At 64.5% G+C, this 16972-nt stretch carries 10 protein-coding genes; 2 read left to right on the top strand and 8 right to left on the bottom strand.

What is annotated here, in order from left to right:
* Positions 1–9041 (bottom strand): amino acid adenylation domain-containing protein (locus AC0IYH_RS17245; RefSeq protein ID WP_471835359.1); only part of this gene is annotated, 9041 nt, incomplete at its 3' end.
* 210 nt (positions 9042–9251) lie between these two features.
* Here AC0IYH_RS17245 and AC0IYH_RS17250 point away from each other — a divergent pair.
* Both AC0IYH_RS17250 and AC0IYH_RS17255 read left to right on the top strand, forming a co-directional pair.
* Positions 9252–9503 (top strand): type II toxin-antitoxin system HicA family toxin, encoded by a 252-nt coding sequence (locus AC0IYH_RS17250; protein ID WP_116630173.1) that lies wholly within the window; start codon positions 9252–9254, stop codon positions 9501–9503.
* On the top strand, positions 9500–9865 hold the full coding sequence (locus AC0IYH_RS17255) for a type II toxin-antitoxin system HicB family antitoxin (RefSeq protein ID WP_116630174.1): 366 nt from the start codon (positions 9500–9502) through the stop codon (positions 9863–9865). Before AC0IYH_RS17250 ends, AC0IYH_RS17255 begins: the two co-directional genes overlap by 4 nt.
* Here AC0IYH_RS17255 and AC0IYH_RS17260 read toward each other — a convergent pair whose 3' ends face one another.
* The 7 genes from AC0IYH_RS17260 to urtE form a co-directional block, all read right to left on the bottom strand.
* Positions 9866–11038, bottom strand: coding sequence for an MFS transporter (locus AC0IYH_RS17260; protein ID WP_471835362.1), 1173 nt, complete (start codon positions 11036–11038; stop codon positions 9866–9868).
* Between the two features lie 2 nt (positions 11039–11040).
* Positions 11041–12396, bottom strand: coding sequence for an MATE family efflux transporter (locus tag AC0IYH_RS17265; RefSeq protein WP_471835364.1), 1356 nt, complete (start codon positions 12394–12396; stop codon positions 11041–11043).
* Positions 12397–12460: 64 nt separating this feature from the next.
* Positions 12461–13420 carry an AAA family ATPase gene (locus AC0IYH_RS17270; protein ID WP_471835365.1) on the bottom strand — a complete coding sequence of 320 codons (960 nt, stop codon included), beginning with the start codon at positions 13418–13420 and terminating at the stop codon, positions 12461–12463.
* Positions 13421–13423: 3 nt separating this feature from the next.
* Positions 13424–14467 carry an aliphatic amidase gene (locus AC0IYH_RS17275; protein WP_471835367.1) on the bottom strand — a complete coding sequence of 348 codons (1044 nt, stop codon included), beginning with the start codon at positions 14465–14467 and terminating at the stop codon, positions 13424–13426.
* 15 nt (positions 14468–14482) lie between these two features.
* Entirely contained in the window at positions 14483–14830 is a 348-nt protein-coding gene (locus tag AC0IYH_RS17280; RefSeq protein WP_471835369.1) for an FmdB family zinc ribbon protein, read from the bottom strand.
* Positions 14831–14832: 2 nt separating this feature from the next.
* Positions 14833–16062 carry a formamidase gene (gene fmdA, locus AC0IYH_RS17285; protein ID WP_116630180.1) on the bottom strand — a complete coding sequence of 410 codons (1230 nt, stop codon included), beginning with the start codon at positions 16060–16062 and terminating at the stop codon, positions 14833–14835.
* Between the two features lie 218 nt (positions 16063–16280).
* Positions 16281–16970, bottom strand: a complete 690-nt coding sequence (urtE, locus tag AC0IYH_RS17290) for an urea ABC transporter ATP-binding subunit UrtE (protein WP_116630181.1) — start codon at positions 16968–16970, stop codon at positions 16281–16283.
* Positions 16971–16972 lie beyond the last annotated feature (2 nt).

Here is a 16972-nt window from a genome sequence, read left to right on the forward strand (position 1 = left end):
TGGCCAATGTTTTGCGCCTGGTCAGCCACCATCGCCTGCAACAGGTTCTGCCAGTGGCGGGCCATGCGCTCGATGGTGGCGGCGTCAAACAGGTCGGTGGCGTAGCTCAACGACGCACGCAGCTGTGCCTGGGACTCCTCGATGTCCAGGGTCAGGTCGAACTGCGCAACCGCTTCATTCCATCCGACCGGGCTGATATCCAACTGCCCGAGGCGACGCAAGTGCCCGCCCGCCAAGCTGATATGGTGGTTGAATGCGACCTGGAACAACGGGCTGAGGCTGAGGCTGCGCTCCGGTTGCAGCGCTTCCACCAGTTGTTCGAACGGCAGGTCCTGGTGGGCTTGCGCCTCCAGCGCACGCTGCTTGACCTGGGCCAGCAGCTGGCGAACGGTGGTGTGCCCGTCGATATCGGCCTTGAGCACCTGGGTGTTGACGAAGAAGCCGATCAGGCCCTCGGTCTCGACCCGGTTGCGGTTGGCGATGGGCACGCCGACGCGAATATCCTGCTGGCCACTGTAGCGGTGCAACAGCACCTGATAAGACGCCAGCAACAGCATGAACAGGGTCACGCCCTCACCCTGGGCCAGGGCCTTGAGGCCCTCGAGCAACGGCGCCGGCAATGGCACCTGCAGACGCGCCCCACGGTGGGTCGGTACCGCCGGGCGCTGATGGTCAAACGGCAGCTCCAGCACCGGCTGTTCGCCGCCGAGCCGCTGACGCCAATAGTCGAGCTGGCGAGCCTTCTCCCCGGCTTCCATCCACTGGCGTTGCCACACGGCGTAATCGGCGTACTGGATCGGCAGCGCCGGCAGTTGCAGCGCCTGCCCCTGGCTATAGGCGGCGTAGAGCTGGACCAACTCGTCGACCATCACCTGCATCGACCAGCCGTCGGAGATGATGTGATGTTGCACCAGCACCAACACATGCTCATCGGCGGCCAGGCGCAACAGGCTGACGCGCATCAGCGGGCCCTGGCGCAGGTCGAACGGCTGGGTGATGCACGCTTCTACCAGTGCCTTGAGGCGAACCTCATCGGCATCCACCGGGGTAAGTTCGATGTTCAGGTGCGTGCTGATCACTTGCACCGTGCGCTCGGCGTCCTGCTGCAAATGGGTGCGCAGGCTGTCGTGGCGCGCGACCAGGGTGTCGAAGGCGCGTTGCAGGGCGCCCTGATCGAGCGAGCCCTTGAGGCGCAAGGCGCTGGGCACGTGATAAGCGGCGCTGTGCGGGTCCAGTTGCCAGAGGAACCACTGGCGCTCCTGGGCGTAAGACAGCGCCAACGGTTGATCGCGTTCGACGCGTTGGATCGCGCTGCTTTCAAGCCTTGCAGCGTCAACTCCTGCAACGCCTAATGCCTGGACGAAGTCGCCCAGCACAGGCTGATCGAACAGTGCCTTCAAACCGACATCCAGCCCAAGGCCATGGCGCAAACGCGAGATCACTTGGGTGGCCAGCAGCGAATGCCCGCCCAGTTCAAAGAACTGGTCGTTCAGGCCAACCTGCTCCACACCCAGCACGTGGGCCCAGATTGCGGCGACCTGTTGTTCGAGTGCGGTGTTCGGGGCGAGGTAGGCGCGGGTTTGCACGTCCACCTTCGGCAGCGCCTTGCGGTCCAGCTTGCCGTTGGGGCTCAGGGGCATGTGCTCCAGCAGCAACCATTGCGCCGGCACCATGTAGTCCGGCAGGTGCTGGGCCAGGTGGGCGCTCAACACTTCGCGCCAGTCATCACCGACCTCATGGGGCACCACATACGCCACCAGGTATTGGCCATCGACCGCCAGCACCGCAGCCTCGCGCACGCCGCTGTGTTCCAGCAGGCGTGCTTCGATTTCGCCCAGCTCGATACGCTGGCCACGCAGCTTGACTTGATGGTCGATACGCCCGGCATACTCGATCACCCCGTCTTCGCGATAGCGTGCCAGGTCGCCGGTGCGGTACAGGCGCTCACCCGTGACGAACGGATGCGCGATAAAGCGCTCGGCGGTCAGGGCTGGGCGACGGTGGTAGCCCCGAGCCAGGCCGACGCCTCCCAGGTATAACTCGCCCAGCACGCCGACGGGGGCGGGTTCAAAGTTGCTGTCGAGGATGTAGCAGCCGAGGTTGGCGATCGGGCGGCCAATCGGCACCGCGTCGCGGCCTTCATCGATACAGGTCCAGTGGGTCACATCGATGGCGGCTTCGGTGGGGCCATAGAGGTTGTACAGGCCGGCACCGGGCAGCTTGGCGAAAACCTGCTGCTGCGCATCCACCGGCAAGGCTTCGCCGCTGCACACGATGCGGTGCAGGGTGTGGCAGGTGGCGACGGTCGGCTCTTGCATGAACGCCTGCAACATCGACGGCACGAAGTGCAACGTGGTGACCTGCTCGGCATTGATCAGGCTGACCAGCCTGGCCGGATCGCGATGGTCACCCGGCGCCGCCACCACCAGGCGTGCGCCGGTCATCAGCGGCCAGAAGAACTCCCACACTGACACGTCGAAGCTGAACGGAGTCTTTTGCAGCACGGTGTCGCTGAGGTCCAGGGCATAGACTTGCTGCATCCATTGCAGGCGGTTGGTCAGTGCCGAATGGCGGTTGCCGGCGCCCTTGGGCTGGCCGGTGGAACCCGAGGTGTAAATCACGTAGGCGAGGTTTTCGCCATCCAGTGCAATCTCGGGGTTGGCTTCGCTGTAGCCCTCAAACCCTGACTCACCCAGCACCAGGCAGTCCAGCCCGGCCGGGATCGGCAGCTGTTGCAGCCAATGCGCCTGGGTCAGCAGCAGTTTCACTCCGCTGTCCTCAAGCATGTAGGCCAGGCGTTCGCGAGGGTATTCCGGGTCCAGTGGCACGTACGCGCCGCCGGCCTTGAGGATGGCCAGCAAGCCGACGACCATCTCCACGGAGCGCTCCACGGCCACGCCCACCAGCACATCCGGCCCCACACCGGCCTCGATCAAACGATGGGCCAGGCGGTTGGCGCGCCGGTTCAGCTCGGCGTAGCTCAGGCGCTGCCGGGCGAAGACCAGTGCAGGCGCGTCCGGCGTACGGGCGGCCTGCGCTTCGATCAACTGGTGCACGCAGTGCGGCAACGGGTAGTCGCGGGCGGTGGCGTTCCACCCGTAGACCAACTGCTGGCGCGCCGCGTCGTTCAGCACCGGCACGTCCCCCAAGCGTTGTGGCGTGGCGCTGCTCAAGCCTTGCAGCAGATGACGGAAGGTGTCTGCCAGCTGGCGAATGTCACCCTCGCAGAAGCGTTGCACATCGAAGCTGAACTCGAACTCAAGGGCGGCACCGGCGCCCAGCAGGACGGTCAGCGGATAGTGCGTCTGCTCAAGGTTGCGCACGTTGCTGAAGGTCAGGCCGGCCGGGGCGCCGTGGGCCAGGGCCGCGGACACCGGGTAGTTTTCCACCACCAGCAGGGTATCGAACAGCGCCGTGCCGCCCGCCCCCGCCCAACGCTGGATGTCAAACAGCGGCGTGTGTTCGTGCTCACGCAGGCTCAGGTTGAGTTCCTGGAGCTGCTGCAACCATTCACCGACCCACAGCTGCGGGCTGGGTGTGGCAATGACCGGCAAGGTATTGATAAACAGGCCCACTTGCTGCTCGACCCCCGGCAGGCCTGCCGGCCGCCCGGAAACGGTGGCGCCGAAAGCGACGGTGTCCTGGCCGGTGTGGCGTTGCAACAACAGCAGCCAGGCCGCCTGCACCAGGGTGTTCAAGGTGACTTTATGGGCCTGGGCAAAGGCCTTGAGGTGCGCGGTTTGCGCGGGGTCGAAGGCCAGGTGTACAGCGCCCTTGGCGGCTGAGTGCGTGGTCGCGGCGCCGCGTGCCAACTGCGTCGGCACTTGCAGCGCGGCCAACTGGCCTTTCCAGAACGTCTCGCTGAGCGATGCGTCTTGCGCCTGCAACCAGCCGATGTAGTCGCGATATCGCCCCTGGATGGCTGCCAGGGGTTGGCCGGCATAGTGCTGCAAGACTTCACCAAACAGCTGCGCACGGCTCCAGCCGTCGAGCAGGATGTGGTGGTTGGTGTAGATCAGGTGGACACGGTCGGTGCCGGTGCGCACCAATGTCAGGTTCAGCGACGGCGCCTGCTCCAGCACGAAGCCCTGGGCGCGGGTCGATTCGCTCAGCGCGTCCAGCGCGGCCTCTTGGTCGGTGCGGGCCTGCCAGTCATATTCGGCGAACGGCAACCCCACCTCGCGGTATACCGCCTGCAGCGGTTGGGCGTGGGCGTCCTGCCAGACAAACCCGGTGCGCAGCATGTCATGGCGTGCCAGCACCTGCTCCCAGGCACGCTGGAAGCGCGGCACGTCAAGGCCCTCGATATCGGCCCGCAACTGGCTGACGTAGATATCGTCCTGGCCCTGTTGGTACAGGTTATGGAACAGCATGCCCTGCTGCATCGGCGACAGCGGGTACAGGTCCTGCACCCCACGGGTGGGCAGTGCCAGCTCATCCAGTTGTGCCTGGGCCAGGCGCGCCAGCGGCACGTCGGCCGGGGTCAGGCCGCCGTGTTGGGGGTCGATGCAATGGGCGATCAATGCCAGCAGTTCGTGCTGGTAGTCATCCGCCAGCGCCTGAATGGTCGCTGCCTCGAACATGTCGCGGCTGAAGCCCCATTGCAGCGCCAGCTCGCCGCCGTACACCTGCCCTTCCACCGTCAGCCAGTTCGCCAACGGTGCCTCGGGGTCCTGGGCCTGGCCGCTACCTTGGGTGGCCGGCACAAACAGCGCCGACTCGTTGAACTGGCGGTCGAACTGCCCCAGGTAATTGAAGGTGATGCGTGGCGCGGTGAGGTTCGCCAGGCTGTCACGGGCATCGGGCGTGCCGAGGTAACGCAGCAGGCCGTAGCCGATGCCTTTGTCGGGCACGCCGCGCAGTTGCTCCTTGACCGCCTTGATTGCAGTCGACAGCTCGCCATCGGCTTGCAGACGTACCGGGAACAGGCTGGTGAACCAGCCAACGGTGCGGCTCAGGTCGACGCCATCGAACAGGTCTTCGCGACCATGGCCTTCCAACTGGATCAGCGCGCCTGGCTGGCCGCTCCAACGGCTGATCACGCGCGTCAGGGCCGTCAGCAGCAGGTCGTTGACCTGGGTGCGGTAGGCCGCCGGGGCATCCTGCAAGAGTTGGCGGGTATGCTCGGCGCTGAGGCGGATTTCGAGTGTGCTGCCCAGGCGGTTTTGCAGGCCGCCGTGGGCGTTGTCGCAGGGCAAGTCCGCGCCCACGGTTTGCGCCTGCCAGTACGGCAGTTGCGCGTCGAGGGTCAGGGCATGGGCCTGCAATTGCTGCGCCCACAATTGGTAGGCGCTGGTCTTGGCCGGCAAGGCGGCGCCGCTGTAGGCCTGCTGCAGATCCTCGAGCAGGATGCGCCAGGACACGCCGTCCACCACCAGGTGATGGACCACCAGCAGCAGGCGCTGGGTGCCGTCGGCCAGGCTGACCAAGACAGCGCGCAGCAGCGGGCCGCGCTCGAGGTCGAGGCTGCGCTGGGCTTCGTCGCAGAGTGCGGCCAACGCCGTGTCGTCGGCGGCTTGGGATTGCCACAGTGCAACTTCGCCGAGCGGCGCGGCATGGGTTTGCTGCCAGCCTTCGGCCCGCGCTACAAAACGCAGGCGCAGGGCGTCGTGATGGTTGATCACTTGAGCCAGCGCCGCCTCCAGACGCGCAGGCTCCAGGGCCTCGCGCGGGGTCAGCAGCAACGACTGGTTCCAATGCTGACGCGCGGGGATCGCCTCGGCGAAAAAGTGTTGCTGCACCGGGGTCAGGGGCACCTCACCGGTGACCGGGCCCTGGTCGATAGCGCAGGCCTGCTCAAACGTGGCCACCAACGCCAGGCTGCGCACACTCTGGTACTGGAACAGGTCGCGCGGGCTCAAGCGAATCCCGGCCTGGCGCGCGCGGCTGACCACCTGGATGGAGATGATCGAATCGCCGCCCAGTTCGAAAAAGTTGTCTTCGAGGCCGACCTGATCGACGCCAAGCACATCGCTCCAGATCGCCGCCAAGGCCTGTTGCAACGGATTTTCCGGCGCGACATAGGCCTGGTGCGGCGTAGCGTCCGGCAATGGCAGGGCCTTGCGGTCGAGCTTGCCGTTGGCGGTCACCGGCAGCTTTGCCAGGGTGACGAAGTGCGTCGGCACCATGTATTCCGGCAGGGTGCTGAGCAGCCAGGCCTTGAGGTCGGTGGGCGCCTCGCCTTCCAGCACCAGGTACGCCACCAGTTGCTTGCCGCCCGGCACCAGCACCACGGCCTCGCGCACGCCGGGGTGTTGCATCAGGCGTGTCTCGATTTCGCCCAATTCGATGCGCAGGCCACGCAGCTTGACCTGGTGGTCGAGGCGGCCGAGGTAGTCGATCACGCCATCGGCACGCTGGCGCACGCGGTCGCCAGTGCGGTACAGGCGCGCGCCGTCACCGAAGGGACTGGGCACGAAACGCTCGGCGGTCAATCCCGGGCGACGGTGGTAACTGCGGGCCAGGCCTGTGCCGCCCAGGTACAGCTCGCCGGCGACGCCAGCGGGAACCGGGTTGAGTTGGGCGTCGAGTACGTAGGTACCAAGGTTGGCAATCGGGCGGCCGATGGGCACGGCGTCACGGCCTTCGTCGACGCAGGTCCAGTGGGTCACGTCGATGGCCGCTTCGGTGGGGCCGTAGAGGTTGAACAAACCGGCGTGCGGCAGCTTGGCGAACACCTGGACCTGCGCATCCAGCGGCAAGGCTTCGCCGCTGCACACGATGCGCTTGAGGCTGGCGCACGCCTGCACGCCCGGCTCATGGATAAACGCCTGCAGCATCGACGGCACGAAGTGCAAGGTGGTGATCGCGTGGCGGCCGATGGTGTCGATCAGGCGTGCCGGCTCGCGGTGTTCGCCAGGGGCCGCAACCACCAGGCGCGCGCCGGTCATCAGCGGCCAGAAGAACTCCCACACCGACACGTCAAAGCTGAACGGGGTTTTCTGCAGCACGGCATCGCTGGCATCCAAACCATAGGCCTGCTGCATCCAGCACAGGCGGTTGACCAAGGCGCGATGGCTGTTGCCGGCGCCCTTGGGCTTGCCGGTGGAGCCGGAGGTGTAGATCACGTAGGCCAAGTTCAGCGCGTGGACTGCAACCGCGGGTGACTCGCTGCTGTAGCCGTCCAGCCATGATGCAGGCTGGTCGAGGGCAATCACCCGGATGCCTGCGGTGGGCAGCAACGGCAACAGGCTGTGCTGGCTGAGCAGCAACTGAATGCCGCTGTCTTCGATCATGTAGGCCAGGCGGTCCTGGGGGTATTCGGGGTCGAGGGGCACGTAGGCGCCGCCGGCCTTGAGGATCGCCAGCAGGCCGACCACCATTTCGATGGAACGCTCGACACAGATGCCTACCAGGGCATCGGGGCCAACCCCCTGCTCGCGCAAGGCATGGGCCAGCCGGTTGGCACGCGCGTCGAGTTGCGCATAGGTCAGCGTGGTGGCGCCGAACACCAGCGCCGGCGCATCAGGCGTGGCGCGCACCTGGTCTTCGATCAGGTGATGAATGCCGCGCTCGGTCGGATAGGCCTGCGCGGTATGGTTCCAGGCCTGCACCAGCACCTGTTGCTCATCGGCGGCCAGCATCGGCAACTCACCGATGCGCTGCTCGCCATCGGCGACCATGGCGTGCAGCAGGCGGGTCCAGTGTTGGGCCATGCGGGCGATGGTCGGCGCGTCGAACAGGTCGTTGGCGTAGGTCAGCGCGGCGTGCAGGGTGCCGGACTTTTCATAGGTGTCCAGGGTCAGGTCGAACTGGGTGGTGCGGCCTTGCCACTCCACCAGGGCCAGTTCAAGGCCGGACGCGGTGCTGACCGATCCGATGTCGGACACCACCGGCTGGTGGTTGTACATCACCTGGAACAGCGGCGTATGGCTGAGGCTGCGCTCGACCTTGAGGGCTTCCACCAGGCGTTCGAAGGGCAATTCCTGATGGGCCTGGGCGCCGAGGGCGTGTTCCTTGATGCCTTGCAGCAGCTCGTTGACGCGGGTTTGCCCGCTGAGTTCGGTGCGCAGGACCTGGGTGTTGACGAAGAAGCCGATCAGCCCTTCGACCTCGGTACGGTTGCGGTTGGCAATCGGCACGCCGACACGGATATCGCCCTGGCCGGTGTAGCGATGCAGCAGCACATTGAACGCGCCGAGCAACAGCATGAACACGGTGACGTTGTGCTGTTGCGCGTAGCTACGCAACTGCGTGGCCAGCGCCGGGTCTATCGCAAAATTGTGGCGAGTGCCCTGGTAGCTGGGCATGGCCGGGCGCGGGTGATCGGTTGGCAGCTCCAGCACCGGGTGCTCATCACCCAGGCGTGCCTGCCAGTATTCCAGCTGACGGGCCTGCTCGCCGGCTTCCAGCCAGCGGCGCTGCCACAGGGCGTAGTCGCCGTACTGGATCGGCAGCGCCGGCAATTGCGGGGCCTGGTTGCGCTCATGGGCGTCGTAAAAACGGATGAATTCGTCGATCAGCACGTTCATCGACCAGCCATCGGAGACGATGTGGTGCAGGGTCAGCAGCAGCACGTGCTCCTGCGCGTCGAGCTTGAGCAACTGCACGCGCAGCAGCGGGCCATGCTCCAGGTCGAACGGCAGCAGCGACTGGCGAGTGGCCGCGTCGTTGACGGCGTGCTCGCGCACCTCTGGGGCCAGGTCGCTCAGGTCGAGCTGTTCGACGGCCAGCGACGGCTCCAGCGCCACCTGCAGCAGGCGCTCATCGGCCTGGCGCTGGAATACCGTGCGCAGGGTTTCGTGCCGCGCCACCAGGCTGGCGAATGCCTGTTGCATCGCGCTCAGGCTCAGCGCGCCCTTGAGGCGCACGGCGCCCGGCAGGTTGTAGGCGCCGCTGGCCGGGTCCAGTTGCCACAGGAACCACATGCGCTGCTGCGCGTAGGACAGCGCAAAGCGGTCCTCGGCCTCCACCCCGGCCGGAATCGGAAACCGGGAAAAATCCACCCCTTCTTTCTGCAGTGCCTGCAGGAACAGCTGGCGTTTTTCCAGGGGCAACCCGATAAACCGGCGAGCAAGTTTCAAGGAGTCTTCAGCATTCATTTCGTGGAGTCCGGAGCAATAGGCAGGAAGCACAAAGGCACGTCGTCCCTATAAAACGAACCGGCGAGGGAAAAATTAGCGCGGGGCATGAAGGCCTGGAGCGACGTGTCATCAGGGGTTACATCAATCCCGAGAAAGGCTGCGCGACTCGAGCTAGCATTGACGGACACCACTTTTTGCAACTACATTTAGTTACACGCAGGGAACGCCGTGTCCAAAAATGAAAAGCTGCTCGCCAAACTGCTCAACGAGCACATGGCATTTACCTGGCCCGAGCTTGTCACGCTGCTGCGCTGGCTTGGATACACACAGATCGAGGGGGCAGGAAGCCGCGTCAAGTTCGACCTCGGCGACCCCAGTGCAATGATCACCTTGCACAGGCCCCACCCCGGCAACGAACTGAAACACTACATTCGGCGCCAGATCATCGAACAATTGAAATCAGGAGAACTGATTCAGTGAACAACCAACTGAAACACAAAGGCTACATTGGCTCTATCGAAGCCAGCGTCGAAGACAACTGCCTGTTCGGCAAGATCCTGTTCATCAAGGCGCTGGTGAGTTACGAAGGCAAAACCGTCGCCGAGCTGGACGCGGCGTTTCGCGAGGCGGTGGACGACTACCTCGCGACCTGCCAGAGCCTCGGGCACACGCCGGAGAAACCGTGCAAAGGTTCCTTCAATGTTCGCGTCGGCCATGACCTGCACCTGGCTGCAGCCCTGGCCGCAACCCGTAAAAAGGTGACGCTCAATGACCTGACGCGCCAGGCGCTGAGTGAGTTTTTGCAACAGCACAGCGCAGACGCTTACCCAGCGATTGGCTGATCAGCCCAGGCGCCGATAGCCCAGCAACGCTGACCCGAGCACCACCGCCCCCGCCGCCACCGCCACCCAAAAGCCGCTGGTGGCGCCAAAGTGGTCGATCATCCACCCGGCGCTTGCCGCACCAATGGCCACGCCGATGCTGAGGCCGGTGATCAGCCAGGTCATGCCCTCGGTGAGGCGGCTGGGCGGCACGATGCGCTCCACCAGGGCCATGGACACAATGAGCGTGGGGGCGAAGAACAGCCCGGAGACAAAGATCGCCGCCGCCAGCCCCGCAATATTGCTCACCAGCAGCAACGGCACGGTGGTCAGCGCCGTCGCCACGCCGCAGAACAGGAACTGCCGGGGCAACGAGGCCTTGAGCTTGAGCGTGCCAAAGGCCAACCCCGCCAGGCACGAACCGATGGCGTACACCGACAGCACGATACTCGCCGCCGCCGGCTGCCCCTGATGCTGGGCGAAAGCCACGCTAACCACGTCGACCACGCCGACGATCACGCCCATGGCCAACAGCAAAATCATCAGGATCAGCACCGAGGGCGAAGCGATCAGCCAGCGGCCGTGATGGGCCTGGTGCGCGTGCACCGGCGGTTCAGTCGCGCGTTGCAGCACAAAGGTGGTCACGCCCACCGCCAGCAACAGCGCGGCCACCAAGGGCCCGGCTTCCGGAAACAGCACCACGCTCAGGCCGACCGAAATCGGCGGGCCGATGATAAAGCACACTTCATCGAGCACCGACTCCAGGGCAAACGCGGTTTGCAGCTGGGGCTGGCCCCGATACAACTCGGTCCAGCGCGCCCGCACCATGGCCGACATATTCGGTATGCAGCCGGCCAGCGCGGCGAACAGGAACAGCGTCCAGCTCGGCGCCTGCAAGCGGGTGCACAGCAACAACAGCAGCAACGCCCCGCCGCCGATCAACGCCGCAATCGGCAGCACCCGGCCCTGGCCGTAGCGGTCGACCAAGCGCGACACCTGCGGCGCGCAAAACGCCGTGGCCAGCGCAAACACCGCCGCCACCGAACCGGCCAGGCCGTAGCCGCCATGCACCTGGGCCAACATGGTGATCAGGCCGATGCCGGTCATCGACACCGGCATCCGCGCCAGCATGCCGGCCAATACAAACGCCCGGGAACCCGGGGCCTGGAATAACGCCGCGTAAGGGTTTGCCATCTTCACACCAACCGCTTGATCTGTTTGTGCCGCCACACCAGCCGGTAATACGCGGTCTGCAGCGCCAGCATCGCCAGGTACGTCACCGGAAATGCCATCCACACGCCTTCCAGGCCAAAGTGCGCGTTGAGCAGATACGCCATCGGCAGTTCCACGCACAACACGCAGAAGATCGAGATAACGACCGGCATCAGCACCACGCCACTGGCGCGCATGATGCCGCCAATCACGGCCTGGAAGCCGAACACCAGGATGCTCCAGAGCATGATGTGCAGCAGGTGTTCGGCGTTGATGCGCGCCGCGTCGTCGGTGATGAACAGGCCGAGCAACCAGTGCGACAACACGTAGCCCAGCACAATCAGTCCACCGGTCAGGCCGGTGTTGATCAGCAACCCGGTGCGCAGGATCGGCCCGATGCGTTCCAGCTTGCCGGCGCCAATCGCCTGGGCGCCGAGGATCGAGGCGGTGATGGCAATCGACAGCGCCGGGAATTGCACATAGTTGACGATCTGCGTCACCGCGCCGTAGGCCGCCGTGGCCTGGGAGCCGTGGCCGTTGACCAGGGCCAGGATGACCAGCTCCGACAGCGACAGCACCACCATCTGCAAGCCGGTGGGCAAGCCGATCCGCAGGACTTTGCCGAGGATCACGCGGTCCAGGCGCAGGGCCGCGAGCAACTCACGATCAGGCGCCATCACATGGTTTTTATGGCGCAGGCGCAGGACCAGAAACAGCATCGCCGAGGCGTTACCCACCAGGCCGGCGTACACCGCGCTCTGGATGCCCAGGGGCGGCAGGCCGATCCAGCCGCGAATCAGCGCCGGGGTCAGCAGCAGGCCCACCAGGGTCGAGACCATCAGCGCCAGCAACGGCGAAATTGTATCGCTGACCCCGCGCAGCAATTGCGTATAGAGGATGAAGACCAGCAGCAACGGCATGATCAGCATCATCATCTGCGCGTAACCCACCGCGTCGTCGAGCACATCCACCGGCGTGCCCAGCGCCTGCAACGCCGGGCGCGCAAACAGGCTGCCCAGCACCGCCGCGATCAAGCCCACCAGCGCGCCGAGGGTCAGGGTGGCGCCGGTAATCGACTTGACCATCGCCGTTTCCTGCGCGCCCCAGGCCTGGCCGATCAATACCGAGGCGCCCGCCCCCAGGCCGATCACCAGGGCAATGAAGAAAAACACGATGGGGAACATGCCCGACACCGCCGCCAGCGCCTGGGTGCCGAGCATCTGCCCGACGTAGATACCATTGAGCGTGCCGGAAAAACTCTGCAGGAAGTTGGACAGCACCATCGGTGCCAGGAAGATCAGGTAGACCTGCCACAGCGGGCGTTGCAAAGGGCTTTGCATGAAAAACGGGGCCTCGGAGAGCTAAAGCGTCCGAGGGTTATACCGTAATTGGATCCTATGTGCTTTATCCGTGCTGGGGTTCTACCACCAGGCGGCTGTCGAGCAGTGTCGCCCTCAAGTGCCGGCCCGGCCCGCGCAACACACACTCGGCAATCGCCGGCTCCAGTTCGACCCGCAAGCGCCGACTCAAGGCGCGCGCGCCAAAACGCACGTCATGCTGGCGGCACAGCCATGCCCGCGCCTGCGCATCCACGCTCAACGAGCGTTGTTGCGCCGCCAGGCGTTGGTTGAGTTTGGCCAACTCCACGTCCAGCAGTGCCTCCAGCCACTGGGCGTCGATGGGCTCGAACAGCAGGATGCGGTCGATGCGGTTGAGAAACTCCGGCTCGAAGTGCCCGTGCAACGCCTCTTCCAGCACCGCCGCCTCGCCCCGCGCAAACACCCGCAGCAGGCGCCGCCAGCCTTGGGCAAAACGCTGGCGATGCCGACGCGCCTGCTGCGCGCCGATATTGCTGGTCATGAAAATCAGGCTGTTGCGAAAGTCCAGGGTGCGCGTGCCGCCGGCCAGGGTCAGTTGGCCGTTTTCAAGGATGCCGAGCAGGCTGCGCACCACTTCCTGGCTGGCTTTTTCCAGCTCATCGAACAGCACGATCCCGGGCCGGCTGTAGGTGCCCTGGATCAACTCGCTGTTGAACAGGCTGATGCCCTCTTTGCTACCCACGTAGCCAGGCGGCGCGCCGGTGAGTGCCGCCGCGTAATGTTCCTGGGCCAGGGTGTGCATGTCGATACGACAAAAGCCATCGGCGCGGCCGTGCAGTGCCTGGGCCAGCAGGCGCACGATTTCGGTCTTGCCCACGCCGGTGGGGCCCATGAACAGGTTGACGCTCAAGGGCCGGTCGCGCTCGCCGATATCCGCCTTGACCACCTTGAGCAGGCCTTCCACCTGGGCCAACGCGGCGTCCTGGCCGACGATACGGCTGCGCAGCAAGGCCATCACCTGAGCCGGTTCAAAGGTAAAACGCATGCCCTACTCCACGGTTTTTTCTTTACCGCCGTGGGGCAGTTGCCCCACCGGGCACTCGGCGACGCCCACTGTATTGCGGGTGATTTTCTCGACGTTTTCCTGGGCCTTTTGCGCATCCAGTACCCAGGTGCGATAGAACTCGAACGGGCAGTCGGCCACGCCCTTGTCGCCATCGCCCGAGGCGTGCATGCCGGTGTAACCCCGGTGCAGCAGCTTGAACAGGTGGTTCTGCGACTGGTCATTGGCCCGCGCATCGCGAATCTGCGACACCGAGAGCTGGGCGTACTGAATGCCCATCTCTTCCTCGCCGCACTCGCCCAGCGTGCGCCCGTCAAAGCCGATGATCGCCGAGTGACCGAAGTACGAATACACCCCGTCAAAACCCGCCGCGTTGGCCACGGCCACATAGCAGTTGTTCGCCCAGGCCATGCTCTTGGACATCTGCACCTGCTGCTCCTTGGCCGGGTACATATAGCCCTGGCAACGCACGATCAGCTCCGCGCCCTTCATCGCGCAGTCGCGCCAGATCTCCGGGTAGTTGCCGTCGTCGCAGATAATCAGGCTGATCTTCATGCCTTTGGGCCCGTCGCACACATAAGTGCGATCCCCCGGATACCAGCCCTCAATGGGGCACCACGGAATGCACTTGCGGTAGCGTTGCACGATTTCGCCGAGGTTATTGATCAGCACCAGCGTGTTGTAAGGCGCCTTGTGCGGATGCTCCTCGTGGCGCTCGCCGGTCAGGGAAAACACGCCCCAGGTGTTGGCCTGGCGGCAGGCGGCGGAGAAAATCGCGGTTTCTTCACCGGGGATGCTCGCGGCGGTGGCCATCATCTCGTCGTGGTCGTACATGATGCCCATGGTGCTGTATTCCGGGAACACCACCAGGTCCATGCCGGGCAGGCCCTGCTTCATGCCGACGATAATCTCGGCAATCTTCTTTGCGTTGTCGATGACCTCGGCCTTGCTGTGCAGGCGCGGCATCTTGTAGTTCACCACCGCGACACCGACGGTGTCCGGGCTGCTGGAAATGTCGCCATGACGCATAACAACGCTCCTGGTCTAGTGGCTGATCATCCACGGGCGTGGCCCGGTTTTGGTCTTGAGGCCCAATGGGTTGGCCTTGCTCGGCAGCACCTTCTTGCTGGTGCCGCAACAGCTGCAACCGGCCGGGTGCTTGCGGCTTTGCTGGTATTCGCCGACGGTCTGCGGCGCGTTGGCGCTGCGCTCGTTGCCGGCAATGGCCTTGCGCTGGTTCGCCGACAACGTTTGCAGGGCCGGGGCCGATATCAGCAACTGCCCGCCTGCCCCCGCGCAGTACGGGCATTGGCTGGGTTCGTTGCGCTGGGCGATCGGCCGCAACATCGTGAAGGTGCCGCAGCTCTCGCAGGTGTATTCGTAGGTCGGCATGGCTACAGGTCCGGGGCGATGGGCAGGTCGATGCTGCCGTCCAAGAATTTGGTCGGGCCGTTGGCATTCGGGTTGATATCGAACTCGAAGATTTCCGTCGGCAGCCACAAGGTCGCGCAGGCATTCGGGATGTCCACCACGCCGCTGATATGCCCCTGCACCGGCGCCGAGCCGAGCAACGCGTAACCCTGGGCCGGCGAGTAGCCGAACTTGGTCAGGTAGTTGATCGCATTCAGGCACGCCTGGCGGTAGGCGACGTTGACGTCCAGGTAATGCTGCTGGCCCTGTTCGTCCACCGAGATGCCTTCGAAGATCAGGTAGTTCTTGTAGTTCGGCGTGATCGGGCTTGGCTTGAACACCGGGTTCTTGATCCCGTACTTGGCCATGCCGCCCTTGATCAGCTCGACTTTCATATGCACCCAGCCGGCCATTTCGATGGCGCCGCAAAAGGTGATTTCGCCGTCGCCCTGGCTGAAGTGCAAATCGCCCACCGACAGCCCGGCGCCGTTGACGTAGACCGGGAAGAAGATCTTCGAACCGCGGGACAAATCCTTGATATCGCAGTTACCGCCATGCTCGCGCGGCGGCACGGTGCGTGCGCCGGTGGCGGCGGCATCGTCACGGGCCTGGCCCTGCAGCTTGCCCATGTGCGCGGTGGCGGCCAGCGGTGCGTTGGCCAGCGGCGGCACGCGGGTGGGGTTGGTGTCGATCAGTTCCTGCTCGCGGCGGTTCCAGTCGGCGAGCATCACCGGGTCGGGCAGGCAGCCGATCAGCCCGGGATGGATCAGGCCGGCGAAATTCACCCCCGGGATATGCCTGGAGCTAGTGAACATGCCCTTGAAATCCCAAATGGCTTTTTGCGCGCTGGGGAAGTGGTCGGTGAGAAACCCGCCGCCGTTCTGGCGCGAGAAGAAGCCGTTGAAGCCCCACTGCGAATCGGCCTTGGCGCCGATGTCGAGCAAGTCCACCACCAACAGGTCACCCGGCTCGGCGCCGTGCACACCCACCGGGCCCGACAGGTAATGCACGGTGGACAGGTCCACGTCGCGCACATCGCTGGCGTCGTCGTTGTTCTTGATCGCGCCGGCGGTCCAGTCGTAGGTTTCGAGAATGAAGTCGTCACCCGGCTTCACCCAGCAGGCCATCGGGATATCCGGGTGCCAACGGTTGTGGATCTGCTCGTTCTCGGTGACGGGTTGGTTGAGGTCGACTTTGATCAGCGTTTCGGTCATGGGCTGGCTCCTGGACGGATGACGGTGCGTTCGATCCAGTCTCATGGAGCCAGGTAAAACGGGGAATACGTCGGATGACGTATAAATCTCGCAGTTGCAACACCAAACACATGTGGGAGGGGGCTTGCCCCCGATAGCGGTGGGTCAGCCACGATATAAGTGGCTGAAAGACTGCTATCGGGGGCAAGCCCCCTCCCACATGTTGAACGGTGCTACCTCTAGACGGATAGGTAGCGGCTTATGGTCGCCTCATCCACCCGATCCCGCGTCTCCTCAATCACAAACCGCCCCTTCTCGATCACCAAAAACCGATCGGCAATTTCCAGGGTAAACGACAGCACCTGCTCCGACACCACAATGGTCAAATCGCGCAAAGTGCGAATCTCTTTCAACGTGCGCGCAATGTCCTTGATGATCGACGGCTGAATCCCCTCGGTCGGCTCATCCAGCAACAACACTTTGGGGTTGGTCGCCAACGCCCGGGCAATTGCCAGTTGCTGTTGCTGGCCGCCAGAGAGGTTGCCGCCCTTGCGCGACTGCATGTCATAGAGCACCGGAAACAGCGCGTACAAATCCTCCGGCACTTTGCCCCGTGCCGACGCCGGCAGCCCGGTCTGGATATTCTCCAGCACACTCATGCTCGGGAAAATCATGCGGCCCTGGGGCACATAGGCGATGCCACGCGCGACCCGTTCGTGGGTCTCCAGCGCCGACACATTGTGCCCATCCACGCTGACCTGGCCTTTCCACTGCGGCAGGATGCCCATCAGGCTCTTGAACAAGGTGGTCTTGCCCATGCCATTGCGGCCCATCACCGCGACGATCTCGCGCTTGGCCACGTTGAGGTCCAGGTCGTGGAGGATCTGGCTCTGCCCGTAGCCGCAGGACAACTGGTCGATCTTGAACATGC

This window comes from Pseudomonas sp. AC463 (genome assembly GCF_979253585.1).

Excerpts from the sequence above, each read along its gene's own strand:
- AC0IYH_RS17260 (WP_471835362.1), bottom strand. The coding sequence starts at position 11,038 with ATGGCAAACCCTTACGCGGCGTTATTCCAGGCCCCGGGTTCCCGGGCG.
- AC0IYH_RS17265 (WP_471835364.1), bottom strand. The coding sequence starts at position 12,396 with ATGCAAAGCCCTTTGCAACGCCCGCTGTGGCAGGTCTACCTGATCTTC.
- AC0IYH_RS17270 (WP_471835365.1), bottom strand. The coding sequence starts at position 13,420 with ATGCGTTTTACCTTTGAACCGGCTCAGGTGATGGCCTTGCTGCGCAGC.
- AC0IYH_RS17275 (WP_471835367.1), bottom strand. The coding sequence starts at position 14,467 with ATGCGTCATGGCGACATTTCCAGCAGCCCGGACACCGTCGGTGTCGCG.
- AC0IYH_RS17280 (WP_471835369.1), bottom strand. The coding sequence starts at position 14,830 with ATGCCGACCTACGAATACACCTGCGAGAGCTGCGGCACCTTCACGATG.
- fmdA (WP_116630180.1), bottom strand. The coding sequence starts at position 16,062 with ATGACCGAAACGCTGATCAAAGTCGACCTCAACCAACCCGTCACCGAG.
- urtE (WP_116630181.1), bottom strand. The coding sequence starts at position 16,970 with ATGTTCAAGATCGACCAGTTGTCCTGCGGCTACGGGCAGAGCCAGATC.